The following is a 26,824-nucleotide window of genomic DNA, read 5'->3' on the forward strand; positions in this document are numbered from 1 at the left end:
TCGGGCCTGGAAAAACAAGGGAAAGGACAACTCGAATGATGCTGCTACAGAGCACACTCGACACGATCAGCGTGCTGGCACAGGGGATCGAACTGCCGCCGGAACCGCCGCCGAAGTCGGAGAAGCTGCTTGAACTCGGCCGATGGGCGTCGTGGGTGGTGATGTTCGCCGGCGTTCTCGCCTTGGTTTACGGCGGCGGGAAGTTCGGGTGGGAGAAGTTCAACGGTGGCTCGCTCGAGTCGCCGAAGATCATCGCCGGAGCCCTGGTCGGCGGCGTGATCGCGGCCAGCGCCGGCGGAATCATGGCCTCGGTCGTGTCATGACGGTCGTCGCGATGTGGATCCCCTCGGAGGCGGTGACCGAGCCGCTGCTCCAGCTCGGCCGCTACGTGATGTGGATCATCTTCGCGATCTTGACCATTCGCCTCGTCTGGTACGGCGGACTGTTCGCCTGGAACAAGCAGCAGAATCCGTACGAATCCGAACCCGCCGCTCGAATCGGGATGACGCTCGTCGCCGCGGTGCTGTGTTCGGCGGGCAGCGGTATCGCCGCAGCTCTCCTGACGTTCTGACAAGGAAGGACCATCTGATGATCACAACCCGTCGCGCGGCAGCGGCACTGGCCGCTGCCGCCGCGGCGGCGTCCCTGATCGCTGGTTGCGGTTCCACTGAGGAGACCACCGCAACCGACTCGGTCACCACCCCGGCGCCGCCTGACCCGACCACCCCGCCCGCACAGATCGAATGGGACCGCTTCCAGTCGATCTGGCTTCCGTTCGCCGAGGAGGGCCCCACTCGCAACACGGGCAACGGGCCGGTATCCGGGTTCTCGCACACCCCGCAGGGTGCCGCCCTGGCAGCGATTCATCAGACCGTGCGCATGTCGGTCGCCCGCGACGACCAGTGGGCCGCCATCGTCCACGATGGCCTCGCACCGGGACCCGAACGTGACGCGTTCGCCGTCAGCCGCGCTCAGATCAGTGTCACCGCGGCCGCCGACCCTGCCGAAGCCCCGACGCTGGGTGGGTATGTCGTCGCCAACTACACCGATGAGCGCGCCGACATCTCGATCCGCACCTCGTTCTGCGACCAGTCGGCCGCGATCACCGACACCACGGTCGTGTGGACCGGCACGGACTGGAAGCTCCAGCTCCCGGCCGCCGACGAATCCGCATCCCGCGTCCACGTCTACGACCCGCAGACCGCCACCTACGACACCGGCCGTGAAGTGGCTCTCGCCGCACCCGCCGCCGCGTGCAACGACCAGGAGGGCACCCCGTGACCACTGAAGACACCGAAAGCACTGACCACAAGCCCGACAGTTCCCCGGCCGCTGACCAGCGGCCGCGGTGGGGGTGGTGGGGGCGCAAGGCCGCCACCTCGAAGCACGGCCTGGGCTTCACGTTCTGGCTCGCGGTCGTGTTCGTGTTCGTCGTCGTCGCCGGCGGTGGCGTCGCGTACTTCGCTTCCCGCGACGACAACGACACCGCCGAGGGCCAGGCGCCGGTCACCCTTGCTCCGCAGACCGAACGCGCCGACTGGGGGCTTCCGTTCACCGACGAGCTCGGCCGCCGCGTCGAGGTCCCACCGAATCCCGATGGTGTCGCCCTCGATCAGGACACCGACTCCCGCAAGCCTGCCAGCGACATCACCGGCGCCCCGGGTGGTCTGCAGTGGCAGCAGATCCAGGGCTTCCCGCTGCCGTTCTCCACCACCGACGGACCCACCGGCATCGACGGCCGCATGGCCACCGGATTCGCCCAGACCCCTCGTGGTGCGGCACTGGCCGGTATTCAGCTCTACACCCGCGGCGGCGCCACCCTGGCCGGTGCCGCCGAGTTCTATGCCGACCGGGTCGTCCCCGACAGCGACCCGCTCGAGCAGCTGCGCCAGGATTTCCTGCGCCGGGCCACCGATGCGATCGCGTCCGGTCGAGGCGACGAGCGGGCTCTGTTGCCGTACTTCCGTGTCGATGCCTACCGGGTCACCCAGTGGGACCCGCAGCGCCCGGACTACGCGGTGGTGGAGTACGCGATGCTCAAGGAGAGCCGCACCGGATGGGTCTCGAAGTCTGCGGAACTGCTGTGGCGCGACGGGGACTGGCAGATCAAGCTCACCGCGGATCTCTACGGCGGGCAGAAAGAGGTCAGCAACCTCGGGGGGTGGACCCAATGGGCCGCCAACTGACCCGCATCGTCACTGCCCTGGCGGTTGTTCTCGCGATCGTGCTCGGGGCCGCGACCACCGCGGCCGCGCAGGACACCGAACCCAAGCCCGGTGAGGACCGGTCGGTGGTGTGCCAGGGCGTGGAAGTCGCCGGCCAGGGGCTCGGCCAGCTGATTCCCGGTTTCGGCGGAGTCAACGTCCCGGGCCTGCCCAGCACCGGCGAGGTCGTCGGCAACTTGTCCGGCAGCCTCTGCGACAACAACGGCAACCCCGTCGGCGCGGTCAAGGACTTCGCGAGCGAACAGCTTCAGGAGCAGTGGGATTCGCAGTTCGGGCACATTGTCACCTCGATCATCGACGGCATGTCGCAGGCGATGATCATGGCAATCACCTGGTGGATCAAGATTCCCAACGCCGACCTCGAATCGTTCGGACCCCTCGCCCAGATCAACGAATACACGCTCTGGATCCAGTCGTTCCTTCTGATCATCTCGATCGGATTCATGTCGCTCCGGCTGGCCGCGGCCCGGCGGCAACTGATGGTCGAGCAGGCCGAAGAGACCTTCCGGACCCTGTTCCGGGTGGTCGTCACCGCGGCGACGATGTCAGTGATTGTCGCGCTCGCGACCCGCGCCGGTGATGCGTTCGCGATCGAGATCGTCAACGCGACCTCGAACAACGACCCCGCCGGGACCGTGCAGTCGATGATGGTCCTCAACGCCTACTCCGGCATGGCGCCGGGACTGATGCTGATCATTGGATTCTTCGGCGCGTTCGGCGCGCTCGCACAAGCGTTCATGATGCCGATCCGGCAAGGATTCCTCATCGTGGCCGTCGCCGCCCTGCCCGTCGCGGCCGCGGCGAGCGGAACCAAGACCGGCTCCCAGTCCTACGACAAACTCCTCGCCTGGGTGATCGCGTTCTGCCTGTTCAAACCGGTCGCATCGTTTGCGTACGCGATGGCGTTCTTGACCACCCAATCCTCCGCGCTCGCCGTCCCCGAAGGTCAGACCCCGACTCTCCAACAGTTCCAGTACTCGCTGATCGGAATCGTGCTGCTCGCCGCCACGGCGCTCGTCCTTCCGGCGCTGATGCGGATCATCACCCCCGCGATCTCGGCGGTCGGCAGCGGCGGCTCCGGAGCAAAGGCCACCGCCGGGGCACTTCTCGCCGGTGCAGCCCTGCTGACCGGCGGCAAAGCTCTCGGCGGCAAACTCGCCGGCGGCAAGGCAGTCCCGCCCGGAGGCGGATTCTCCGGCGGCGGTGGCGGAAGCGGCACACCCGGTCTCGTCGGCGGCGGCGGAAACCCGGGGAACGGCAGCGGTAGCCGCGGGAACAACAGCGGAAGCCGAGGCACCCCGTCCACCCCCGGGCCCCGCCAAGGCGGGCCCCGCGGCAACGGGGCGAATGCCGGCAGCGGCCCGAAGAAGGGCAGCGGCGCGAAGGCCAGCAAATGGGTCGGAGCCGGAGGAGGCCGCGGTAGCAGGTCCGTCGACAGCGCCGCCGGTGACCTCGCCGGGGACAACTACGCCCACCCCACCAGCCGCCACAACATCCCGCGATGACCAGGAGATACCGATGACCAGTGAGATTGCGCGAATCCAGTTCGGGAAGACCGCCGACGTGTGCGAGCTCTACCGAGCTGGCGTGTTGCCGCCGGTAGAGGCTTTCCGCGCCGCCGATCCCGGCTCGTGCGACGTTGACCACGCACCGACCTCGCTGCCGCCCAACGGTGGTGATCGTCGGTGAGCGCGACCCGAACGAACAGCGAACCGCAGGTCTATCTCGGCGGCCGGGCACCTCGAAATGAAGGCGTCATGGGCCTGTCCGGACCAGTGACCTGGTTCATCCTCGGCACGCTAATCATCTCGCTGCTCGTACTCATGCGCTGGGGCCTCAAAGTCGGCGCGATCACCGGCGGGGTCCTCCTGCTGGCCGTCGTCCCCATGGTCCTCAAACGTCACGGCCTCACCGGATACGAAAGGTCCCTTCTGGCAATGCAATTCTTCGGCGCACTCCGACGTAAGGAGAACATCTACCGCGGCGGCTTGTTCTCCGAGATGCCCGGCGGGAAATCGCAGCTCCCCGGCGTCCTGGCCCCGACGAAGATGTACGAGGGCGAAGACAGCGCCGGCTACCGGTTCGGCATGATCCACATGCCGAAGACGAACCAGTACACGATCGTGATGCGCGCCTGGCCGCAGGGCGACGAGGCCGTCGACCGAGGGCTGGTCAACCAGTGGGTCGGGGAGTGGGGAATCGTCCTGGCCTCTGCGGGTCTGACCAGTGACATCGAGGGAATCGTCCCGGTCCTCGACACCGTCCCCGAGACCGGCAACGCCCTGCTCACCCAGGCCCGGGCCATCACCCGCGTGGACGCCCCGGCGCTGGCGAAGGCCGTGGTGTTCGAAGGCGCGACCGAGTTCCACCGCGACGAAGTGCAACTCGCGGCCCGCGTGGCGATCACCTTCGCCGCGACCACCGATGAACGCAAGAAGGACCCCGGTGCGCAGGCCGTCGAGATCGGGCGCCGTCTGCCCGGCATCCGCGCCGCCATCGAGGCCTCCGGTGTCGCGGTGCGCCCGATGACCGCCGCCGAGATCACCGGGGTGGTGCGCCGCTCGTTCGACCCGGCATCGCAGCTGACGATCGAACGGGCCGAAGCCACCGGCGACGACCACGGGATCACCTGGGACAACGCCGGTCCCATCTCGCACGAGAACAAGTGGGAAGAGTACTGGCACGACGGCGGCCGGTCCGTGACCTGGCTGATGAGCGCGGGCCCGAAGAGCGCCGTCGACGAATCAACGCTGCGACGTCTGATCGCCCCGCACCCGGACCTTCCCCGCAAGCGCGTCGCAATCGTCTACCGCCCACACCGGGCCGCGGACGCGGTCAAGATCATCGACGACGACTACCGCAACGCGATCGTCGCCGCTCAGAACCGCAACCGGGGCATCAGCTCGGCCGCCGCCCAGATCGACGTCGAACTCGCCGAACGGTCCCGCGACGAACTCGCCCGCGGACACGGCGCCACCCGCATCGGGCTGCTGATCACCGTCACCGAACCGATCGAGGCCGACATGCCCCGAATCGATGCCCTGGTCAACGACCTGGCTGTGCAGTGCCAGCTCAACATTCGCCGCTGCTACCGGTTCCAGGACGCGGCATTCGCCGCCTCCCTCGGCATCGGTGTGCTGCTGCCCGACCACGCGTCGATGCCGTCGGCGCTGACCGCCTAGAAGAAGGACGGCACACTGATGTTCGAGATCATGACGCCCGAACAGCGGGCCAAGTATCAGACCCGTGTCTACGCCGGTGGAATCGGCGGTGCATGGGCGAAGTTCAAGATCCGCACCGACGACAACCGTCGCCGCAACGCGAGCGCCCGCGAGCGCACCGAGCTGAACACCACCGCGGGTGGCCCGAAGCTGAGCGATCGGGGCCACCGCGGTGCCGGCGGCGGCCGCGCCGCATCGGTCGGCAAGCAACCCGAACTGCGCTCGACGAGTGTGCACGCTGCCGGCGCGTTCTGGCCGTGGTCCGTCGGCGCAGGTGCCCCCGCGGTCGGGCCGGTGATCGGCAGCCACCTGGTCACCCACGCCCCGGTCTCGTTCGGGCTGCTCAACTGGTTCCGCCGCGGCTTCATCACCGCCCCGGTCGCGTTTGTCCTGGGCCTCAACGGCTACGGCAAGTCCTCATTCGTCCGCAAAGTGATTCTCGGCGCGATGGCACAAGGGGTGACCGCGCTATTCCTCGCCGACAAGAAACCCGACTACCGCAAGATCGTCGAGGAAGTCGCCGGTACAGACGCGGTCGTCGATGTCGGCTACGCCTTCGGACACATCAACCCACTGGCCGGTGGTGTGCTCGGGTCGATCATCCCGCGACTGGCCGCGTTCCCCGATCTGCAGCTGCGTTGGCTCGAGGAACTGCGGGGCCGCCAGACCGAGACTGTGAGCGCCCTGATCGAGTTGCGGCGGGGACAAGCGATTGAGGACTGGGAAGAGTCGATCGTCGGCTCGGCGATCGCGATCCTGTTCGACGAGAAGGGCTTCACCCCCGACGAGCCGCCGCTGCTCGAGGACATGCTCGGCCTGATCATCGAGGGACACCCCCAGCTCCTCGAAGACGCCGGAGTCGACACCATCGAGGACTACCGCGAGGCGGTGCGGCCGCTGCGCCGCTCCCTGCGTGCCTTCGTCAACCCCAAGAGCCGGTTCGGGCGGATCTTCAACGGACAGACCACCCATCCACTCAGTCTCGATCACCCGGCGATCGGTTTCGACGTCTCCCACATCCCCAACGGGGACAAGAAGCTGCGAGCTGCGGTGATGCTGGTGTGCTGGTCGGACGGATTCGCCCTGATCGACGCAGCGAACGCCCTGACCGACGCGGGCCTGGCTCCGCAGCGGTTCTTCGAAGCGGTCATGGATGAAATCTGGGATGTGCTCGGACTGGGCCCATTCATGGTTGACCGAATCGATGCCCTCACCCGCCTGAACCGGCAGATCGCCACCGGGCTGTGGATGATCACCCACTCGATGGCGGACCTCGAGACCGCCGCCGACGGCGCCACCACCTCCCGGGCGGTCGGATTCCTCGAGCGCGCCCGGGTGAAGATCATCGGCCCGATCCCGGAGAAGGAAATCGACCGCCTCGACGGCGTGGTCACCTTCACCGACACCGAAGCCGACATGGTCACCAAGTGGTCGTCCCCGCCGCCGATGACCGGTGAGCAGCCGCGGGAAGACCAGCCCGCCCCGCCCCCGCCGGGAACCGGAAACGTGCTGATCAAGACCGGTGACGACCCGCGCGCCCCCGGAATCCCGGTGCACGTGATCTTCACCCGCTCCGAGATCGAATCCGGAGTCCACAACACCAACGCCCGCTACACCGACACCGTCGCCCGTGAGGAGGACGCCGCGTGATCCCGCAACGCCGCTACCGGGATGTCTCCCCGGAACTGAGGACCGCCGCCGTCAAAAGTGTCGCCCTCCTCCAGAACGAGGTGTCCTCCCGTTGGCGGGCGATCCAGCTCGTCGCCGAAGCCACCGGTGTGCACCCGAACACGCTGCGTAACTGGGTCGAAGCGCACCCCGACGGACCCCGGTCCCCGCGGCGCGACCTCGAACGCGAACTGCGCGAACGGGATGCGGCGCTGGCCGCGGCGTCGGAGATGATCGCCGACCTGTCGTCGCGGATCCGCGACCACGCCGGGCGGGACTGAACCCGGACGTGGACATCAAGAAGCTGGTCGCCGTTGCCGTGGCCGCCGTGTTGGGACTCGTGCTGCTGGTGGTCGTCGTCGCCTCCGACAGCGGCAACGAGTGCCCGGCCCCGGCGACGCCCGGCGGCGGCACAGCTCCTGCCGGATCACTGGTCAAACCGACCAAGTCCGGCACCACCACGCTGACCTCGGGGTTCGGTCCGCGGTGGGGGACCGAGCACCGGGGCATCGACTTCGCCGGCGAGGTCGGCACTCCCATCTACGCGTTCACCGATGGCCGGGTCATCGCTGCCGGTCCCGCCTCCGGATTCGGGAACTGGATCATCGTCGATCATCAGATCGACGGGAAGGTGGTTTCGACCGTCTACGGGCACATGTTCGACGACGGTGTGCTGGTCAAGGCCGGTGACCGGGTGTCCGCCGGGCAGGAGATCGGCCGTATCGGCAACGCCGGCGACACCACCGGCGCGCACCTGCACTTCGAGGTCTGGGACGGGGGCCGTCTCCCGGACGGTGTCGGCACCGCCGTGGACCCGGCTTCCTGGGTGAACCAGGCCATCGAGCCCGGCCAGGCACCGGCTCCCGAGACAGGGGAGGGGGACGGTGGGGCGCCGACCTCGCCCGGCACCGGCGCGGCCCCGGGGCTCGCGGTCTACAACGCCCGCCAACTCGCGATCGCCAAGCAGGCCGTCGCGATCGGGGAAGCGATGGGTGTCTCCGAGCGCGGCATCACCGTCGCCCTCGCCACGATCGGCCGCGAGTCGACGTTCCGGATGCTCGCAAGCTCCGTGGTGCCCGAATCCCTGAACTACCCGCACGACGGCGTCGGCAGCGACAACAAGTCCGTCAACCAGTACCAGCAGCAGGTCGGGATCTGGGGAACGGTCGAAGAGTTGATGAACCCGGTGACCGCGAACGTGAAGTTCTACCAGGCCCTTCTGCAGGTCTCCGGGTGGGAGTCGATGCCGGTCACCCTCGCCGCTCAGACCGTGCAGGCATCGGCGCACCCGGAGGCGTACGCCCCGTGGGAAGACGCCGCGCACGCCATGTACAGCGAGTTCAAGGGTGCGAGTATGGAACTCACCCCCGACGAACTGTCGCAGATTTCGTCCGCCGGTCGGGCTACGGCCGTCGCAGCGGGAGGCATCTTGCCCGATGCGTGCCCACCCGCAGGCGGCGAGCACGGTCCGCTTGCACCGGGCCCGTTCGGGCAGAAGGTCATCGAGGCCGCGTCCCGTTGGCTGGGCACCGAATACGCCTGGGGCGGCGGTGACGTGAATGGTCCCACCCGCGGGATCAGCGACGGCGGCGGCGCGGCCGACGCCCACGGGGACACCAGCAGGATCGGCTTCGACTGCTCCGGCCTGACCCTCTACGCCGTCTACCAGGCATCCGGGGGTGCGATCAGTCTGCCGCACTTCACCGGAGACCACTCCAACCCCGGCCAGCTCTACGACGCTCGCGGGCAGGACATTCCGTTCGACCAGAAGCAACCCGGTGACTTGATCTATTTCGGGTCCGGTGGCAGCACCCACCACGTCGGCATCTACCACGGCGTCAAAGACGGCCAGGACATGCTCCTGGGCGCCCCGCAATCAGGCGATGTCGTCTCCATCCAGCCGCTGTCCAACTGGGCCGGCGAAGAAATGTACGTCCGCCGGTTCGGCGACCAACCCACAGAAAGGCAACCTCAGTGATGAACCCGATTGTTCTCGATCTCGGCGGTGGACCGACGCGGTCCCCGAAGTTCTGGGCTGGCGCCTCGGCGGCGGCGATCCTGATCCTCGGGGGCTGCGCGCCCCAAGCAGAGGAGCCGTCAACGCAGCCACCCACCACACAGGACACCATGTCCGTTGTCGATGTCGCGGACGCCGACCGTGCAGTCACACCGACGATCGACGATCTCGGTCGACTGGTGTTCACGGCGCCACGATCCGAAATGAGCATCCCGCAAGGGAAATGCGCTGACCTGGACACCAGTGACCCGCAGCTCCGCGACGGAACACTGGTGTGGGCGCGGGTGGCGGGCACCACCGTGCCGATGTCGACGACCGACGGCCCGCCGGTAGTCGATCAGGTCGGTCCGCCACGCGGGATCTCTGCGACTGCTCGCGGAGCCGCTCTGGCAGGGCTCAATCTGATCAACGCCGCCGCCCGCAGCGCCGCATCCGCGGTCGAGGTGATCAGCGTGGCCTCGACTGCCGCGCCGGATGCCTCACCCGAGATGCTCGATCGCCAACCGCTCATCGACCGGATCGTCAACGCTGCTGACGTTGATTCGCCCGGCGCCGGTCCGGCCCCGCAGTGGGCGACGCCGGTCACCGACGTTGTCGCATACCGGGTCCGTGGGTGGAGTAACCAGAATCCGCAGCACGCGATCGTCGACTATGCCTCGCCGAGCAGCCCAGACCGCTACACCGCCCGCTCCTTTGTCGTGCACTGGGTGGACGACAAGTGGCGCCTGGAAGTGGACCACGACGGGCCGACGACGCACACCGCGGAGGTCGACAACCTCGACGGATGGACCCACTTCCCGACGACCGACTCCACCGTGCGCGTCTGCGGGCAAGAGCAGGACTCCGTCCGATGACGGCCACCGCGCAGGTCATTGGCGCACCGCTCGGGCAGCACTTGGAGTGGATCTTCTCCTGGATTGCGCTCGTCGCCGGCGCGGTCATCGTGACAGTGGCGGGCGCCGCGTACGGGTGGCGGCGGTGGACCCAGAGGACGGGCGAGGGATCACCCGGGATCTGGTTGTTCTTCGGATTCACGCTCATGTTGACCGGATCTACCAGCACTTACCCATTCCTCTAGGCGGCTTCACACGACCGGACACAGACCGACTCAGAACACGAAGGGACAGGGCACATGACGGAAAACGTGACCGAGAACCCCGCACCGAAGAGCGCGGCTATCAAGAGTTGGGGCCAGGAAGAAGTCGCCCCGCACAACTGGGCTGCCAAGGTGCTGGGCGACCAGACCGAAATCCTCGAGGCGAACGGATGGCAGGTCACCGAACGTCAACGCGACCTCGCGTACCTGTCGGCGCTGGAAGCACTTGATGCCGAGGTTCTCCGGCGGCCGCTGCGGGGACCTGGTCAACCCTCCCCGGCGTACGCCAGCACGATTCACCAGATCACGGCCACCGAACTGCGGAAGGTCGCCGGTGAGCCGGCCCCGGTCAAGCCCTGGGAGAGGGTGTCGCTGGGACTGCTTGTGGCGGTGGCAGCGATTACGGTCGGCCTCACCTGGAAGGTGGCGCGGGACATCGCCAGTGAGTTCCTCCGGATCGACGACACACTCTGGTTGGGGCCCGAACGGCACCAGACAGCAGCGAACTGGCTGTTCTGGATCGGACAGACCGGTGCCGTCGCCGCCGCGCTCCTGCTGGTGCCCGCGCTGGTCGCCGCGGTGGTCACGGTCGTGCGCCGCGTCCGACCGCGATACAGCCGTGAGGCATCGGTCCTGGTCCTCGTCGCAATCGTGGTGTGCGTGGCCACGGTGGTCGCGATGCTCACCAGCGCGTTCATGCTCGCCGGGCTGAGCCGGTGACGACATGAATCGGCATCACAGCAGGACGATCCGTGGCAGCGTCGCCGCCGCGATGGTGACGGTGACCATGTTGGCGGCCGGGTGCGGCAGCTCCGACGACGGGCATGACCATGCCGCCGAACCGATGGATTCCGGTGGTCCGACGGCAACATTGACAACGCCACCACCGCCGCAGCTGCCGGAACAGTTCAGCGGTGTCGATCAGAACGATCCGGAAGCGGTGATGGTCGCCGCCGCGCAGGCCCTGTTCAGCTACACCCCCGCGACGGACCCGACGCAGGCTGCTGGCGCCGACCGGGCCGCAGCGCTGCTCGACGAGCGGTTCTACGCCGAGAACAAGGCGGGGTTCTCCGTGCTGGCACCGATCACCGGTGCCCAGTGGGACCGGTGGGCGAGTGAGAACGCGACCGTGACAGCCCGCGCGGCGGTGACCGGGGACAACCATCCACCGGACGCGCCGGCCCGGATCTCGCGGGTGGTAGCCGTCACCCAGACCGCGACCACCCCAGCCGGAGCGGTGCTCGGCGAATCCACGGTGGCGGTCTACATGAGTGCAACCCGTCTCGGGGTGTGGCGGGTGAGCGCTCTGACCGTCCGCTGACACCGGACAGGCGTGACCGACAACTGCAACGACATTGGAGGAGTGATGATGACGAGTTCGACCAAGACGGTCGTGGCCACGACCCTCGGGCGAGGGGAGCGGCGATGAGTGACCGTGGAGTCAAGGATCCAGTCAATTCGGCACGCGAGGTGTATCTGATCGCGGCAGTGGTGGCCATCGTCGGAGTGGTGGGCGGCGGGGTGATGTTGGCGCTGTGCCTAGGCACCGATCAGGAGGTGCCGTCGAACCCGGCCGTGGTCCTGATCGACCTGGTAAAGGGCCACCTGGAGTGGTCGACCACCGCAACGGTGATCATCACGGTGTACGCGGTGCTGGTGCTGGCGGCAGCATTCGTGATTTTGGTGCTGGTGGCCCGCAGCCGCGGCAAGCGCACCCGCGTCGACAACAAGGCCAAGCACATGGGCCGGTTGCGGGACGTGGGATCGCTGACCGACAAGCAGTGCCGTAAGGAGTCGGACCGGTTGGGCGTCGTCCTCGAAGAGGGTGCGGCGCCAGGGGTCCCAATCGGCAAGCACCTGTTGTCGGGGCAGAACCTGTACGCGAAGTACGAGGACATGCACGTCGACATCTGGGGTCCACGTTCGGGAAAGAGCAGCTCCCGGGTGATTCCGGCGATCCTCGAAGCGCCCGGCGCGGTGCTGACCACCTCGAACAAGCGGGACGTGGTCGATGCCACCCGCGACCCGCGTGAAGCCAAGGGCGGAAAGGTGTGGATCTTCGACCCGCAGAAAGTCGCTGACGGGGAGAACACCTGGTGGTGGGATCCGCTGTCGTGGGTGACCGACGAAGTCCGGGCCGCGGACCTTGCCGCGCATTTCGCGGCCGGCGACGACGGCCTGGATGCGAAGAAGGATTCCTTCTTCGACCCGGAGGGCCAGGACCTGCTCACCGCCCTGTTTCTGGCGGCCGCGTCCGCGAAGAAGCCGATCACCCAGGTGTACACGTGGGTCACCGACGAGACGAACGTCGAACCGGTCAACATTCTCCGCAAACACGGCTACGACCTGCACGCATCCGGTCTCAGTGGCCAATACAACGCTCCGGCGAAACAGCGCGGCGGTGTCTTCGGCACGGCCCGGAAGATGATCCGCTGCTTGAAGATGCAGTCCATCCGGCCGTGGGTGTCGACCGACGGCCAGCGAAACCGGGTACCGCATTTCGATCCGCGGGAGTTCGTCCGCTCGAACGACACCATCTACCTGCTCTCCCGCGAGGGCAACGGATCCGCCGGACCGCTGGTGACTGCGCTGACCGTCGCGATCTGCGAGGCCGCCGAGGAACTGGCCACCCGGTCGAAAGGTGGGCGCCTGCCGGTGCCGCTGCTCGCCGCATTGGACGAAGCAGCCAACGTCGTCCGCTGGACTCAGCTCCCAAAGCTATACTCCCACTACGGATCTCGCGGAATCGTGATCATGGCCATCCTGCAGAGCTACGCCCAGGGCACCGAAGTGTGGGGCAACAAGGGCATGGGAATGCTGCACTCGGCCGCCAACGTGAAGGTCTACGGCGGCGGCTGCGAAGTTGCCGTCGACGACAACTACCTCCGATCGCTGTCCACCGCGATCGGGGAGCACTGGGAATACAGCGGATCGGTCTCCTCCGGTCGCGGAGGCCGCTCCACCTCACGCCAGCGCACGAAAATCACCACCTTCACCGAGTCCGAACTCGAAGAACTGCCCCGCGGCCGCGCGATCGTCCGCTCGTCCGGAAACCGGGCCACCCTCGTCAAGACCGTGCCCTGGTGGGAAGGCCCCTACGCCGACCAGGTGCGGGCATCGATCGAACGCCACGATCCCGAAGCGAACACAACCCTCGCCGAAGCGGTGACCCTCACCGACGCCGCCGACCCGAAAGAGGTACAGCCGGTATGACCAGCCTCGACGAGTTCGACCTGCCTGAACCGCCCGACGAGGACCTCGCCCCACCCGAGGATTCGTGGGCGCCGCCGCTCGATGGTCTCGTGTCCGCACCCGCACCGGCGGGTACCCCGGCCGACGGGAACGGTGCAGGCGATGCCCTCGCGCTGTCCGATGAGCTGAGCGCCCGGATCGGGAAGGTCACCGGGACGCTGCTGAGTACGCAGATCAAGGCGATCGCCGAAACCCAGCTCGCCGAGCTACTCACCCCGGAGATCTATCAGCGGATCGAAGAGCTCTCCCGGCGTCGACTCGCCGCCGAGCTGGAGACGCAGCTGGTCGCCGAGGCGCAGGCAGCGGACGAGGCGGAAAACCCGCCGACCACCGTCTTCGGGTCGACCGAAGAGTTCGTCCGGGTACGTCTGGCCCCGGGTTACCGCCGTGACGTCGTCGACAACCGGGAAATTCGCTGGTGCCCGCAATGGTGGCGACACGAAGAAGCGATCTCCCGACTCGAAGCGCTCTGGCGCACATGGGAACACTTTCGCCGCGACCCCACCACCGGAATGAGCGTGTGGTGGCGCGACCACGCCGACCACCACATGTCAGTGCTGATGTCCTCGGACGGCCCGTTCAGCAAGTGCAGCGTTCAGCACGGCCACCACACCGCGGACAACGCCATCGCGCCGCTGCCAACCGATCCGGCACCTGCCGGGATGTTCCCGGACACCCGGAACCTCTAAGCACCAGGGAAAAGGAAACCTCATGGATATGCACCGCGACGACGGCATCTACACCGCCACCTGCAACTATTTCCGCAGCAACGGCATGCAAGGGCTGCCGCATGGCACCTCCACCACCCAGCACACCTCACGGGCCGCCGCGTTCGAAGCACTCAACCACGCACTCCACGCAGCACGGGCCGACCGCGCATCCCAGGTCGACGTGTCTCTCACCCGCGACGACACCGCAGCGACCCAGGTGATCTTCGCGGCCGGCCCCCGACATATCGATGCCGTCCACCCTGAGCTCGACGAACAGCGGTCCGCATACTCCCGCGCATGGGAGATCCTCACCACCCATGCCAACGAGATCCTCTCCGAACTCAGAAACCCGCACTCACCCGTCCACCAACCACTCTCACCCGAACTACACGACGTCGCCTGGGCAGCCCGAAACGTCTACGACGGCGACCACCTGGCCGTCGGGGGGCACGACGAACCGGTCGACGAACCGTTCGGATACGTACCCGCCACACCCGCCGACTACTACGTGCAGCAACACGAACGCTTCCAAGCCCATCTCGCAGGAGAACTCGACCGAGCCAAGGGCCGCGCCCGCGACGCCGGACACAGCGAAGCCCAAATCGAGGCCGCCACGCGCACAGACCCGGACCTGGATATGGAATCGCTCCGCCAGCACTCTGCGGCCCTACTCCACACCGTCCGCAACCTCGCCGAAGATTCCACCCTCACATCTCAGCAACGGGCAGCTCTTTCCGCTGCCGTCGACCAGGCCGAGATCACCGTCACCCAGCTCAACATCCACAAAGGCGCCCTCAGTGAGGACGCCCGGGCCGCGGCCGTCACCGGAGTTGCGGCACACAACGGCATCGACACGGCCGTAACCCGTGACCTGCCCGGGGAATCGGAGATCACCCCGGACCAGCAGTTCCGTCAGGATGTCGACACTCGTGCGGGCGAACTGATGCAGTTACTCCGGCAACTCCGAGACGATCGCGAAGTAGTGGTCCACGGTGATGTGATCGGCTCCGACTCGTATGACCTCCACAACAAGATCGAGCTCGAATACGGCAAGCTCGGTGAGTCGCTGGCCCAGGACGTGTTGAGGCGGACACCGATCGACGCTGCGTTCGAGGAACACGTGCACACGCGGGTCGAGTTCGAAATGCGCGCTGACAGGCTTCACGGCCAACTGTTCGAGTACGAGCAACTACATCGAATGGTCTTCGACGGCCCTGGAGCCACGGAGCGGCGCGAACAGGCGATCAGGGAGGTCGCTTCGGAGATCGACGCGCACGGACAGTCAGCGCGTGAACTTCGGGTGTCCATCAACACCCTCGACACCAGTTCGAATGACGAGTTCTTCGCCGGCCACGTCCGCAATGCACTACGAGCCGATACTCGCGTGGCACAGCAAGCGAGCACCCCACCAGCGCACGTCCTCGACTTCCCCTACCCGCCCCGGGCCCCTGGCGCCGCATCAGCACAGACCTCGCTGAGCAACGACGACGCACGTAACCGGCCACCGCGGCTGCGCGACACCGACCTGGGGCGTTGACCCCGAATCCTCCGAACACCGTTAGGAGAACGACATGTCCGAAGGTCCCGAAGTCGACTCGGCAAACCACGAAGTCAACGCCATGATGCGGGTCGCACTGCAGCTGGCCTCTCGCATGGCCGAGAAGATAGCTCGAAACCGTGAGCGTGACCTCGAGCAGGCGCGCCGCGAATCGGCCGAACGTGCCCGCGAACTTGCACAACGGCTAGAGACCAGTCGCGCTGGCGCCGAGGCATACCTGCGTGCCTCGTTCGATGACCAATGGTGGAACCGTGCACAGCCCGGCGAGATCGCCGACCAGTGGCAGCACGCACAAGCGTGGAAGGAACACTCCCAGGTCGCATCGGAAGCCGTCGAACGGATCCGCACCGAAACCGCCAAACGGTATGGCATCGACGTGGACGCTCCGGGCGCGGACGAGAAGGTCGTCGACGCCCTGCTGCGCGATGCCGAGAACCGAAAAGCCCGCGCCGACGCCGAACTGCAGGCACCTGGCGGTGATTCGCTGCGCTCGGTGGCCGACCACGACTACGACTCCGCCGAAAGACGCGGAGAGGACGCCGACCAGATGAGAGCCGCCGGCATCGACGAAGAAGAAGTCGCCACCCGCATGCGCGCCGACCTCGACCAAGCCAGACACCCGGTCGAAGCGGTGGCCGGCACGGGCAGCCATCCCAAGGCCCGCAAGGGTCGGGCCAGACGTGGTAAGTCTGCCGAGCGGACGATGACTGGCCGGTGAGCATGCAGCGGCCGGCTCAACAGAGGGAGGGGTAATGACAGCACAGGACGAGGCGGTTCGAGACGCAATGCGCGGCGCGGTATCCGAGGCTCGCCGCCGTGCACGGCAGGCAACGGAGGTTGACCACCAGGTGCGCGACAAGGCCGTAGGTGTGCTGGTCACTGGCGGGATGAGCGTGCGGAAGGCGCGACGTGCGGTCGGCATGACTCGCCGTGAGCGTGCGCACGCATCAGCACAGACGGCCGGGGCTGTGCTGCGTCGGTGGGCCGAGCGGACAGGCGACCGCGTCCGAGGGTACGACGTGAATTCGCCAATGGGGCCGGAAGACAGGCAGCATCTTCTGGCCGTGCACGGCGCGCTCGAAGAGATCTGGACCGTCGCGAGCGCAACCACCTCACCGTGGCACCGCGAGGATCTGCATTCGGATCTCGTCATCGCCCGCCATGGGTGCCCAGTGCCGGACGACCGCCGAGACCTGCGGCAGGACACCCCTGCCGCAGAGTTCACCAACGTTGTCACCGGCGAAAAGGTGCTGGTGTACTCGGTCGAGCGGTGGAACGGCGGACCAGACAAAGACGGGCGCGGCACGTACCGCATCCTCCGAATCGACCCATCCGGGAACCAGTTCCCGCAAAGCCCGACCGACTACGGGCTCGGCGAGAACGCTGACCGCTTCGGTGGTGGATGGTCCCCGCCGGCGCCGGGGGACCACTCCGTCTTCGAGGCACTCGTCGATGCCATTCAGACAAAGCTCGGCATTGTGCCCGACGCCCTCGATGCAACTCCGGCGTCGGAGCTGCGTGAAGTTCGTCGACGTCGATCGCTACCGGACCTGCGGCGTCCGTAGCCGCACGGCACGAGGTTCAGTCGATCGCCAGGTGCCAAGGGAACGTGCGCGCTGCAAGCCTGCCAGCGCGATCACCCCCGCAGCAGTTCCCGTCAGGCACATCTTCGTGACCGGGGCGAGAGCACCGGCGATCGACTGAACCCACCGCGAACCTTCCGCCACCCCCACCTGAGAGAGTGCGTCCGCATCCGAGCGATAGATACTGCTCAAATGCCTGTCAAGAAAAAGACATCATGGTTTTTGGGTATCGCCAGCCTTTCCACCTTCCTGGGTGTGGTCGGTTTGGTGCTCCCTGATACTTCCAACTGGTTGAGCCAGACAGCCGTACCCTGGTTGGCAAATCCGCCACAGAAGCTGTCAATCATCCTCCTCGTCTTGGGACTCGTCATCGCCTATCTCGCCATCCGATGGCATGAGGAGCACACTTGGGCAGTTGCGCTCCGCGATGAGGGCAATCGTCGGCCGACCGCTGCAGCGCATGCAATCGTCGAAGCCGAACTCGCAGACCTCAAACTTCGTTCCCACCGCGACGACCAGACCTATCTCAATCGGATGATCAGCGACAGGGCGCGCTGGACTTGGCTGGAGACCTTCCACGGATGGTTCTGGAAGAGAGACGATCTCATTGGATTGCGGGATCTGTGGCATAGCTACAAGGAGTGGGAATTCCGCGACCCAGAACTGGAGGCGGCGAGAAGTAGCTTTCTTGCTTCCATCGATACCTTCTTTCGACGAGCCACCGATGAGCGTGACGAGTTGGAAGCCCCCCAGTACGACCCTGAGGGCGAGATAGAGCACTGGGAAGGCCGCATTCGCGCTGAAGGCGCGCGGCAGGGCGGAGTTACTGAATACGAGGCCGTGAAGGAGGAGCTCAGCGATCTCTCTGGCGATGTTCTGTCGAGCTGGCGTGATCTTCTTAAGGTTGCGCGGTCGCGACCTGGGCTGAGCGTCGAGACGGGATAACGACAGACAGCTACCGCCTGCGGCGCCCACACTCCCCACCCGCATAATTCCACCAAACAATAGGTACGGCGCGGGAGTTGCAGATGAGTACGGCGGATAAGTCCAGCAAGGCGATCATCGATCGTCTGCGCGGAGCGTACGCATTCGTGAGCAACCGAATCGTCTACCTCCTTGCAGCCGCCGCAGTCGCGTTCACACTCTGGTGGATCGTCGCCGAAGCTGCGACGCCTGACGGTGTCGATGTTCGGTGGAACTGGAGCACGTTGCAGTGGATCGGCTTCGTGATGGTGCTTGCATGCCCAGCCCTACTGGCGGTGTTGGCGGCCCCGAAACTTCGTCGGTGGTCTTCTACCCATATCAAGCCGGATGGCACGAACCTGTCGCTGAAATGGTTGGTTGCGATCGGCCTCATCGTCACGCTCGTCCTTGCCGCACTGCTGTTCTACTGGCAGGCCGAACTCCTCACTGCACCTGGAGAGTCTGCTTGGTCGTTGGAGAGCAGCGAGCTACTCGATGTCTCCCGATCCACTGCCTTTGGTCTCGGCGCAATCGGAGCCATCGCCGCGCTACTCGTGGGATACCGAAGGCAGAAGTCAACCGAGGATGCTCACCAACACGAAGTCACCACGACAGCGGCCAACCTGGACCTGGAGCGCAAGAAGCAGAAGGCCGAGCAGATTTCGAACCTGCACGACCGGTACGCCAAGGCTGTCGAGCAACTCGCGAGTGACAATCCCACGATCCGCCTCGGCGGCGTCTACGTACTATCCGCTCTGGCCAATGACTGGCTTGCGGTGCAGGACTACCGGCAGCAACAAGTCTGCGTGGACATGCTCTGCGCGTACCTGCGCAACATCCCCGAAGTCCGCGCCAGCGTCACTGAAGGCAATCGTGACAAGCAATTCTTGATCCTCCTCAAGAAGGATCAAGACGTCCGTAAAGCCGCACTAGAGTCGCTCAGCGAGATCAGGACCTTAGAAACCGAAGGCAGGGACAAATCCCCCGCGGGATTGGCCCAGGCGATGCAGGATCTCTATCGCACGCTTGCAAGATCCGGTCCTATCCCTAAGGCTCGGATCGATCTTCGCGGCATCACACTCCGCGGTCTCGACCTACGCCACGCCCGCCTCGCGTATCTGCCCCTGGCCCGAGTCGACTTGCGCAACGCCAATCTCGAAGACGCCGACTTGACCAAAACAAACCTTTCCCAAGCGAAGATGGACGGAGTAGTCCTGCGAAACGCGACACTGGACCGAACGGACCTGTCTGGCGCAACTCTTGAGGACGCCAATTTGACGAACGCCGTCATCATCAACCCCAGGCTCTTCGCCGCAACGATCACTACCGAGCAGCAGACGGGCTTCGGCAATCTCTATGGCGCGACTCTGATCGGAGTAAAGGTCACGGATGCGGTGAAGTTCGTGGCACACGGTTTCAACGTCGTGATGGATCCCGAAACGCGACAGAGTGCGTCCCTGTTCATGTCAGCGAAATCCAAGGATCTTGAGTTTCGGCCACTAGACAAGAACGCAACCGCGAAGTTCGACCGTCTGCTTCGCACGAAACACCTTTCGGTCAAAGTCACCTCCGGAGAACTGACCGTCACCACAGGCGTAAGAATCAACTTCTCAATCGAGGACAGCGAAAACTCTACGGAACAATCGGTCTGACCAAGCGCAGCAATATTCGGTGAGTCAGCGGGCGCTGCACTCCTACTTTTCGTTGCCGTTGTTGCCGCGTGTGCGGTCGCGACTGGCGTGAGTGCGTGGGGACGGGTCGAGCGGCGCGGGAATCGGTGACCCGGAACGCCGCACTGCCTCGGACGGTGGTGCGGCATTGTCGAGCGCGACGAGCCGCCGCAACTCTTCCTGCTCCGGTGTGAGTGTCAACGTCGCTGTGCGAGTCTGCTCCACCGACACTTCGTCGCGCGCGGAAACTGGCGTCGACAGCCCTGGCTGGGAGGCGTGGATGGTGGCAAGCTCGTTCCGCACGGCGTACTCGATGTCGAGTGCCCGGTGCAACTCACCTGACGCGCGATGCGCATCCGCGATCGCCTCCATCGCTTTCATCAACTGCCGCAGCAACAGCATCGCGGACACGCTCTTCGAAAGATGCCCACTGGTCTGCATCACGATCAGCGCGGCACCACCCGCAGACATCGCGCCATTCGGCGCCCGGTACGCCCGGTGCGCCGGAAGTTGCGCGGACCGAGCGAGCTGACGCGCCGCCGCGGCCAGGGGTCCAGGTGTCGGTTCGATCTTCGCGGACCACGCCGCGAACACCCCAGCGGTACGACCGGCGGCGCGTGCCCACTGTGCCCGGTCCTCTAGCGGGATGGACCGCAGGTAGGCGTTCCACTTTCCGATGTCCGCAGTGGCCCGGTCGAGCAGCTTCGGGTCGAGTTCCTGACTCTCCCGTCCCGCCCGTACCGTCGGCAGGTCGCGGCGAGCCGCGTTCCACTCGGCGACTGCCGCCGACGACGCCTGCGGGCTGTCCTCCCACTCGCTGCGCAACCGCGGCAAGGTCAGGTCCTTGGCGAGATGCCCTCCGCCGTAAAAGACCGGAGCGTGCCCAGCGGCGGGCCGAACAGCGACCTTGTAACCGACAACGACGTCGCTTCGCCCCGAAGCGAAACGGGGCCGCGCGACCAATCCCTGCCCGCGCAGCCGTCGCACGAACTCCGCCTCGGACTTCGACGCGGTCGCACACGCCCGGACGCGGCGTGCGAGAAGTTCGCGGTCCAACTCGGGCGCACCCTCACGTGCGGCACGATGCTTCTCGGCCCGGTGGTAACCGCGTTCGCCTGAGCTAGTTTCACGGGAGGAGATGACCGCGAGTCCGTGCTTGCGTTCCAGTTCGCCCGCGAGCTCACTCGCGCGCTTCTTCGACCGCCACAAGTCGACTTTCGTACCATCCTCGCGCACCACGGACGCCGCGATGTGGATGTGGTCGTTGCCTTTGGTGGACACACCGTGCCGGACCGCGGCCCAGCGGGCGGGGGAGCGGCCGGAGGTCTCGGTGAACCCCATGCCGTCCATGAACTCCTGCGCGATCGCGCCCCACTTCTCGTCGGTGAGCTGTCCCTCGTCGACGTGCAGCGACAGCGAGCAGTGCCACACGTTCGCATCCCGCCACGGGTCGATCGGGTCCCGCACCTTCTTGCCGTGCGAGTCCCGCACATCCTCGCCATTGTCATTGCGGAGGTAATTCGGTTCGCGGACCTCGGTACCGAAAACCCGGCGCGGCTCATCGATCTGACGGGCAATCGCGATCGCGTCCTGGTGCGACAACTCGTTGTCGTCATGCCAGGCCATGATCGCCGGATCTCCCGCCACCAGGTGCGGGTCAGTGTGCTCGTTCGACCGCCCGGGACCTTGCAGATACGACAGCAGGCCGGTCATCTTCTCACCGCTGGTGATCTTCACGATCATCGCGCGTCGAACTCCTGCAGAATGCCGTCGATTCGCATCGCTACCCGACGCACCTCGCCGAGCGTGACCCCGAGATTCTCGGGCAGATCCCCGGTGGCGTTGGTGGCCTTGGCCATCTGGTTGACGTTGATCGAAATCGCCGACAACAACCGGAACGCGCCGAACAACTGCTCCGCGAATTCACGGCGCTCCGACGCGGTCTCGGAGTGCTCCGCGAGGGCGGACTCAACGAGCAACCGCGGCACACTCACCCGCGCATGCTGCGCCTTCGCCAGCAGCGCCGACTCCTCCTCAGGAGTCACCTTCACTACGTGCCTGGCCTGCCGGCCACCGTCGACGTTCGCACGACGCTCACGCCGAAATCGGCGCGGACGATCAGCGGTCTCATCGCTCATCGTCGTCACCTCTCAGTTCGGCCCAGCGCAGCGCCCCCACCACGTGGGGCTACACGACAGTGTCTCAGGTCCAGAGCGCAGCGTCCAGAAGACCTGACCCCAACTTAGGGCACCTAAGTATCCATCTTGCTCCGCCGGGGCTCGATCAGTTGGCACGCAGCGCCTGCGTTTGCGTGTGCGTGTGCCCGTTCTTGAAAGAAGCACAGGACGAGCGCAGCGAGTTCCTTTTGCCCGGTTTTCCGGCCGTCCCCACCTGTGGCGCGGACCCGATTGTGGGTGCCTGAGATCGAGCGGAGCGGGACAGAGAATCTTCGGGCACCCACACGAGGACCAGAGCGCTCCACACTTGTGGTCGGCCGGCGCCCGAACGGGCTGACAATGGGCCCGCGCTACGCGCGTCCGACGCGACTTCGCCGCGGGGGAGTTGTCCCCAAGTGGGTACCGGGCTTAACGGCATTGGGCACACACGACATGTCTCCGCTCCGCTGTGTCGTGTGCACCCAACGCCTACCCGGACACCCACCCGGGGACAACGGAATCCGAGCGCGACTCGACTCGCGCACACTCCGCGTGTACGGCTCGAGATTCGCGCGCAACGTCTATACGATCGACCGCATGGAGAACCAGTCGCTGGAAACCGAATTCGCCGCTCTCGATGAACAGATCCGACGAGAAGCCGAGAAGAAGATGCAAGCGATCCGTGTCGTCGCCACAGCACACAAAACTCTCGCTGACACCCGCGAGGAGTTCGCTCGCACGGATGCGGCGAACAAGAAGGTCTTGACCGACGCGATCGCCGAAGCGCGCAGCGCCGGATTCACCGACGCCGACCTGAAGCGGTGGCAGGCCGACGACAGCCAGCCCAACCGACGCGGACCGCAACGCCGGCCCCGCAAGGCCGCACAGAAGGACCAGCCGGGGACCCCAACCGCGACCGCCTCGACGGACTCCGCGCCCCGGCCGGCGGATGAATCCCTGGCCGCGTCGGCCTGAAAGAGCACCGACATCCCCAGCTTCGCTCGTCCTCGCCCGCCCCATTGTTTCTTGGGCCCTCGTGCCTGATGCAACGAGTCCCAGTAAGAGGCGCTCTGACGTCTGTCATCGTTGTCAAGCTCCGCCAATTCCCCCTGAAAGGCCTAATGTGGCGCCGAAGAAGAACTCAGTCATTCGCTTCTACGTCCAGGCGCCAGATGGAAGGCGCTCGGCCGAATGGCGGGTGTGGACCGGGAAGGGCAACAACATCTCGAACGAGTTGTATGCGACACCTCGGGACCGCGCGGAACATTTCAAGTTCAGCCTGCACTCGAACAACTACTCACAGTTCGGATTCAGCGCGTCAGTCCGCGAGTCGCTACGGCCCGGAGACAGAGATGCAATCGCGAAGTGGAAGCGTGCAGGTACTGAGATCACGTCGGGGTGGCGCGCATCGCTCGTACTTCAGTTCCCGGCTTCACAACTCCGACAGCCTACTGAAGCGCCATCTAAGGATGCCGTGACCGTTCAGACAGAAGGAATTCCGGGCACTACCACCTTCGTAAGCTTGGCAGTGGGCGGTCCAGACGCTCAGGCTGAGGGTCTCGATCTTGTGGGTCTGTTGGATCGCAAGGACGGCGGCCATGTGGCAGTGATCTATCAGACCCTGCCGATCGATGTTGAAAGGACGCTTTCTATCGATGTGCGTGCGGCGAAGCGAATCCCATTGGTCATCCCGGGAGTGGCCTTGGATCAACCGTTCGACTGGTTCGTTGATGTACTGAACGATGGAACCAGGGTGGTGACGGAATTTGCGGTGGAGCCTGCACACGAGGATGCTCCACTGCCGTCACTGCCCGGCTTCACCGGCCAGGTACGTCGATGGAAACACGGGCCGGCCGAATTTCGCCACCTCGAAGTGGCGTGCGCAATCTTCGTCTATCACCCAGATGGCAGAACTGAGCTGTTCGTCGATCAACACAGTCGATGCGATCACAGCGAACTCGGACAAGATGCGGGCCGACTGACTCGGCAGGTGCAGGACAACCAGATGGACGAGGAGTGGGGGTACCTGGCCGGTGGCGACCTCTACACGCTGATCTCCACAAGGCGGGTACTTGAGGAGGCGGGGATCAACCGCGGCCTCCCGATTAAGAAGGCCTGATTCGCGACTAACGCCGGGGAGCATCGTCGCGCTCGCGACGTACGCCCGGCTAGGCATCGTGACCTCGTTGTAGAGCGGGCGGGACTCCTGCCTCACTCTCGTTGCGTCACTACTGACGCTCGGCCTACACCGTCCGCGACTATCCATACGAGACTCTGTGTCCGGCCTGTCGGTCCCCGCCTCTACCCTCCTCGGGTAACAGCACCTTGAGAGCGGTTCGAGCGGAGAAACCAGTGAGCGTCACCGGCGGCATTCCCACGCTTCCCGGCATGCCCGAGACCCCGGAGATCGCAGAGTTCGAGCAACTCGCCTTGTTGGGACAGCCACAACCCGTGCGCGTACCCGCACGGCTGTGGCGGTCGTGGCTCGACGAGCCCACGATCGTCGCTCGGTTCGAGGCCAAGCGCTATCTGCGTGCCGGGAACCGGTGCTTCCCATGGCTGGCCGGAGTCTCATCAACCGGACACGGGTCCTTTCGTGCAGCGAGCCTGCCCGGCGCGTCTCGACGTGGCACCGTGCCCGCGCACCTGTTCGCCTACCAACTCGAGTACGGAGTGATCCCGAGGCTGGGGTGGTCCGGTGCCGATGACGCGGTGCTGTGCCATCAATGCGACTTCGCCGGTTGCGTCAACCCACACCACATGCGCCTGGGCACCAACGCCGTCAACCGCACCGAGTACTACCTGCGGCGTCGGAACCTCGCCAGTCCACTCGCCGACATCCGCGGTCCCGCCGGGCGCACCCGCGCCATCGCCGCCGCCGTCCGCGCCGGCCTCGCGAACGGCGACAAACCCGACCGCATCGAGTTACGGATCCGCCGCGCCGAAGCCGCCGGCCTGCCACTCACGCTCTGGTGATTGACGGTGCGTCGCACAGCCCCCCAGGTGCACGCACACGGCTGATGCGCAGAGGGTGTTCGGGGCTCGATGCCCCGAACACCCTCCATCCCCTCCCTGACGCGCCCCCGGACTCCGCACTTCCGGGAACGCGCCGTTTCATGACTAGGCGATGTCGATGTCCTCGGGCCGCAGCTCGCCGCTGATCACCTTCTCCACATTCGCGAGGGTGTGCCCGTTGGCGGTGAGCATCCCGAGGTACTCGCTCACGTACTGCGGCCGCGACCGCCATGCGTCCTTCGCCATTCGCGACTCCATCGCCGCGACAGTGAGCGCGAACGTGAGCATCCAGGCGCGGGACTCGCTGGCCGCTGTCGCTGCGGCCGCGATCTTCTTCTTCGCGTCGTACGTCGTCCAGGTCTTGTCACCCATCAACTCCGGGAGCAGATCGGACGAGTGGTACTCCGACAACTGGTGCGGTGCGAGCGCGACCATCATCGCCGTCCACGTGGCGGCGTTCTTCGGGGGCTTGTTCGCCGACAGCATCTCGCGGATGAACTCACGCCTCACGTCGGTCGCGGACTCGGCCAACTTGTTCAGCTCCCGTACCCGGCGACGCTGCACCCGCTTAGCTTCCTCAGCCGCCAGGAGTGCGGCCTCGCGGGCTTCCTCGTCCTCCGGCAACGGGCTGGTCGGGTTGAACCCGGCGAGTTGGATCGCCCGGTTGAACTGGTAGCGGCCACCGTTGACCGGGACCAGGCCGGCCTCCTCGGCACGCAGCACGTCGAGGAAGTAGAACTGCGGCACATACACGTCGCGTTCCTCGACCGAGTTCGCGTGCCGTAACCCTTCCTCGGGTTCGACGTCCGGGTCGTCGAAGGTGTCCCAGTCGATGTCGGCCTCCTCGACCGGCTCTCCGGACTCGACTTCGACGTACATCGTCTCGGTGCGCACCCACACGCCCCACAGGTCCGGCCGCTGCCGCACCTGCTCCTCGGTAACATGCGCGCGCGGGTCCACCTCGGCGTCCTCAGCGGTGGCGATGTACCGCCAGTGGATCTTCGAGTCGTCGCCAAAGCCGGGATCGCGGTCGAGTACGGTGAACCCGGCCTCGGCATACGGGGCGGTGCGTTCGGCGCGGGTTGCTTTCTCCTTCCGATCCGCCCGTAACCTGCGGGCCTCGTAGTCGAACGAGTGGCGCTGGCACTGCGCCAATGCCTCCACGGCCTCGGTGTCACCGTTCGCCTCAATTATGTGGACAAGTCCTGTAGGTCAAGCGGGAACCCGGCCCCCGGCGCCCCTCAGGTGACGAGCACGTAGGCGCCGGCGACCGCGTAGAGTGCCGCAGTGCCCCCGATGAGCACGGCACCGGTCGCGCTGACGTCGTCGGATATCACGCCCGCCGAGTCGACCAGCACGCCCGCGGCCAACCCGAGCCGGTGTCCCGTGGGGTCCGGTTGCAGGGCCGCCGCGCCCACCGCTACCTCGCGGATGGCGAACAGCCGCGCCACCGTGTCGCCGTCGGAACCGGCACTGATCCCGAGAGGCAGCGGCACCAGCTGGGGCCGCACGAGGGCTGCCACGCCCACTGGCGTCCGGGTTGCGCCGAGGAACCGAATCAGCCGGGCTCTGTTTGCAGTCAGCGCCGCCACGGCCGCCGGAAGTAGGTACGCCCTGGCACCTTGAGGTGAACTCCGCGCAGCCCACCGCTCAGGCGCTACGGACATCGGGTGACAAACCCCCAGTTCGA

27 protein-coding genes are annotated in these 26,824 nt (G+C 66.1%); 23 read left to right on the forward strand and 4 right to left on the reverse strand.

Annotated features, from left to right (window positions below):
• The first annotated feature begins 35 nt into the window (after positions 1 to 35).
• From HGB39_RS26510 to HGB39_RS26605, 20 genes are all read left to right on the forward strand, one after another.
• A complete protein-coding gene (locus HGB39_RS26510) occupies positions 36 to 323 on the forward strand; it encodes a hypothetical protein (RefSeq protein WP_012691833.1) in 288 nt (95 codons plus the stop codon).
• Positions 320 to 571, forward strand: coding sequence for a hypothetical protein (locus HGB39_RS26515; protein ID WP_005561380.1), 252 nt, complete (start codon positions 320 to 322; stop codon positions 569 to 571). Before HGB39_RS26510 ends, HGB39_RS26515 begins: the two co-directional genes overlap by 4 nt.
• 17 nt (positions 572 to 588) lie before the next feature.
• Entirely contained in the window at positions 589 to 1,281 is a 693-nt protein-coding gene (locus HGB39_RS26520; protein ID WP_064079995.1) for a DUF8175 domain-containg protein, read from the forward strand.
• Entirely contained in the window at positions 1,278 to 2,186 is a 909-nt protein-coding gene (locus tag HGB39_RS26525; RefSeq protein WP_064079994.1) for a DUF8175 domain-containg protein, read from the forward strand. Before HGB39_RS26520 ends, HGB39_RS26525 begins: the two co-directional genes overlap by 4 nt.
• Positions 2,171 to 3,730: a hypothetical protein gene (locus tag HGB39_RS26530; RefSeq protein WP_064079993.1), complete on the forward strand. Its 1,560-nt coding sequence runs from the start codon at positions 2,171 to 2,173 to the stop codon at positions 3,728 to 3,730. Before HGB39_RS26525 ends, HGB39_RS26530 begins: the two co-directional genes overlap by 16 nt.
• A gap of 180 nt (positions 3,731 to 3,910) precedes the next feature.
• Positions 3,911 to 5,407: an SCO6880 family protein gene (locus HGB39_RS26535; RefSeq protein WP_064079992.1), complete on the forward strand. Its 1,497-nt coding sequence runs from the start codon at positions 3,911 to 3,913 to the stop codon at positions 5,405 to 5,407.
• Between the two features lie 18 nt (positions 5,408 to 5,425).
• Complete coding sequence (locus tag HGB39_RS26540; protein WP_064079991.1) at positions 5,426 to 7,096, forward strand: putative type IV secretion/conjugal transfer ATPase; 1,671 nt, start codon at positions 5,426 to 5,428, stop codon at positions 7,094 to 7,096.
• Complete coding sequence (locus tag HGB39_RS26545) at positions 7,093 to 7,395, forward strand: helix-turn-helix domain-containing protein (protein ID WP_012691841.1); 303 nt, start codon at positions 7,093 to 7,095, stop codon at positions 7,393 to 7,395. The genes HGB39_RS26540 and HGB39_RS26545 overlap by 4 nt, the downstream gene beginning before the upstream one ends.
• 8 nt (positions 7,396 to 7,403) lie before the next feature.
• Positions 7,404 to 9,092, forward strand: a complete 1,689-nt coding sequence (locus HGB39_RS26550) for a peptidoglycan DD-metalloendopeptidase family protein (protein WP_064079990.1) — start codon at positions 7,404 to 7,406, stop codon at positions 9,090 to 9,092.
• Positions 9,093 to 9,241: 149 nt separating this feature from the next.
• Positions 9,242 to 9,985, forward strand: a complete 744-nt coding sequence (locus tag HGB39_RS26555) for a DUF8175 domain-containg protein (RefSeq protein WP_155755972.1) — start codon at positions 9,242 to 9,244, stop codon at positions 9,983 to 9,985.
• Positions 9,982 to 10,209: a hypothetical protein gene (locus tag HGB39_RS26560; protein ID WP_064079988.1), complete on the forward strand. Its 228-nt coding sequence runs from the start codon at positions 9,982 to 9,984 to the stop codon at positions 10,207 to 10,209. Before HGB39_RS26555 ends, HGB39_RS26560 begins: the two co-directional genes overlap by 4 nt.
• 54 nt (positions 10,210 to 10,263) lie before the next feature.
• Positions 10,264 to 10,947, forward strand: a complete 684-nt coding sequence (locus HGB39_RS26565) for a hypothetical protein (protein ID WP_064079987.1) — start codon at positions 10,264 to 10,266, stop codon at positions 10,945 to 10,947.
• 4 nt (positions 10,948 to 10,951) lie between these two features.
• A complete protein-coding gene (locus tag HGB39_RS26570) occupies positions 10,952 to 11,548 on the forward strand; it encodes a hypothetical protein (RefSeq protein ID WP_064079986.1) in 597 nt (198 codons plus the stop codon).
• Between the two features lie 104 nt (positions 11,549 to 11,652).
• On the forward strand, positions 11,653 to 13,440 hold the full coding sequence (locus tag HGB39_RS26575; protein WP_064079985.1) for a type IV secretory system conjugative DNA transfer family protein: 1,788 nt from the start codon (positions 11,653 to 11,655) through the stop codon (positions 13,438 to 13,440).
• Positions 13,437 to 14,168, forward strand: coding sequence for a DUF4913 domain-containing protein (locus HGB39_RS26580; protein WP_081276454.1), 732 nt, complete (start codon positions 13,437 to 13,439; stop codon positions 14,166 to 14,168). The genes HGB39_RS26575 and HGB39_RS26580 overlap by 4 nt, the downstream gene beginning before the upstream one ends.
• A 22-nt stretch (positions 14,169 to 14,190) precedes the next feature.
• Complete coding sequence (locus HGB39_RS26585; protein WP_155755971.1) at positions 14,191 to 15,726, forward strand: hypothetical protein; 1,536 nt, start codon at positions 14,191 to 14,193, stop codon at positions 15,724 to 15,726.
• 34 nt (positions 15,727 to 15,760) lie between these two features.
• Complete coding sequence (locus HGB39_RS26590; protein WP_064079983.1) at positions 15,761 to 16,465, forward strand: hypothetical protein; 705 nt, start codon at positions 15,761 to 15,763, stop codon at positions 16,463 to 16,465.
• Positions 16,466 to 16,499: 34 nt separating this feature from the next.
• Positions 16,500 to 17,312, forward strand: a complete 813-nt coding sequence (locus HGB39_RS26595; RefSeq protein WP_155755970.1) for a hypothetical protein — start codon at positions 16,500 to 16,502, stop codon at positions 17,310 to 17,312.
• Positions 17,313 to 17,522: 210 nt separating this feature from the next.
• Positions 17,523 to 18,275, forward strand: a complete 753-nt coding sequence (locus HGB39_RS26600; RefSeq protein WP_064079981.1) for a hypothetical protein — start codon at positions 17,523 to 17,525, stop codon at positions 18,273 to 18,275.
• Between the two features lie 83 nt (positions 18,276 to 18,358).
• Positions 18,359 to 19,945: a pentapeptide repeat-containing protein gene (locus HGB39_RS26605; protein ID WP_064079980.1), complete on the forward strand. Its 1,587-nt coding sequence runs from the start codon at positions 18,359 to 18,361 to the stop codon at positions 19,943 to 19,945.
• Between the two features lie 42 nt (positions 19,946 to 19,987).
• Here HGB39_RS26605 and HGB39_RS26610 read toward each other — a convergent pair whose 3' ends face one another.
• Entirely contained in the window at positions 19,988 to 21,706 is a 1,719-nt protein-coding gene (locus HGB39_RS26610) for a relaxase/mobilization nuclease domain-containing protein (protein WP_064079979.1), read from the reverse strand.
• Entirely contained in the window at positions 21,703 to 22,101 is a 399-nt protein-coding gene (locus HGB39_RS26615) for a MobC domain-containing protein (RefSeq protein ID WP_064080023.1), read from the reverse strand. Before HGB39_RS26615 ends, HGB39_RS26610 begins: the two co-directional genes overlap by 4 nt.
• Before the next feature lie 615 nt (positions 22,102 to 22,716).
• Here HGB39_RS26615 and HGB39_RS26620 point away from each other — a divergent pair.
• The 3 genes from HGB39_RS26620 to HGB39_RS26630 all read left to right on the forward strand — a co-directional run bounded on the left by HGB39_RS26620 (position 22,717) and on the right by HGB39_RS26630 (position 25,095).
• Positions 22,717 to 23,094 (forward strand): hypothetical protein, encoded by a 378-nt coding sequence (locus HGB39_RS26620; RefSeq protein ID WP_210752990.1) that lies wholly within the window; start codon positions 22,717 to 22,719, stop codon positions 23,092 to 23,094.
• A gap of 499 nt (positions 23,095 to 23,593) precedes the next feature.
• Positions 23,594 to 24,238, forward strand: coding sequence for a hypothetical protein (locus HGB39_RS26625; RefSeq protein WP_155755969.1), 645 nt, complete (start codon positions 23,594 to 23,596; stop codon positions 24,236 to 24,238).
• A 269-nt stretch (positions 24,239 to 24,507) separates the two neighbouring features.
• Complete coding sequence (locus HGB39_RS26630; RefSeq protein ID WP_064080021.1) at positions 24,508 to 25,095, forward strand: hypothetical protein; 588 nt, start codon at positions 24,508 to 24,510, stop codon at positions 25,093 to 25,095.
• A 144-nt stretch (positions 25,096 to 25,239) separates the two neighbouring features.
• Here the strand turns inward: HGB39_RS26630 and HGB39_RS26635 are convergent, their stop codons facing one another.
• Together HGB39_RS26635 and HGB39_RS26640 are read right to left on the reverse strand one after the other, a co-directional pair.
• Complete coding sequence (locus tag HGB39_RS26635) at positions 25,240 to 26,298, reverse strand: hypothetical protein (protein ID WP_064079977.1); 1,059 nt, start codon at positions 26,296 to 26,298, stop codon at positions 25,240 to 25,242.
• Positions 26,299 to 26,375: 77 nt separating this feature from the next.
• The gene (locus HGB39_RS26640) at positions 26,376 to 26,657 is read right to left on the reverse strand and encodes a hypothetical protein (RefSeq protein WP_248949649.1); all 282 of its coding nucleotides are present in this window, start codon (positions 26,655 to 26,657) and stop codon (positions 26,376 to 26,378) included.
• Positions 26,658 to 26,824 lie beyond the last annotated feature (167 nt).

It is taken from the genome of Rhodococcus opacus (assembly GCF_012396235.1).
Taxonomy (GTDB): Bacteria; Actinomycetota; Actinomycetes; order Mycobacteriales; family Mycobacteriaceae; genus Rhodococcus_F; species Rhodococcus_F opacus.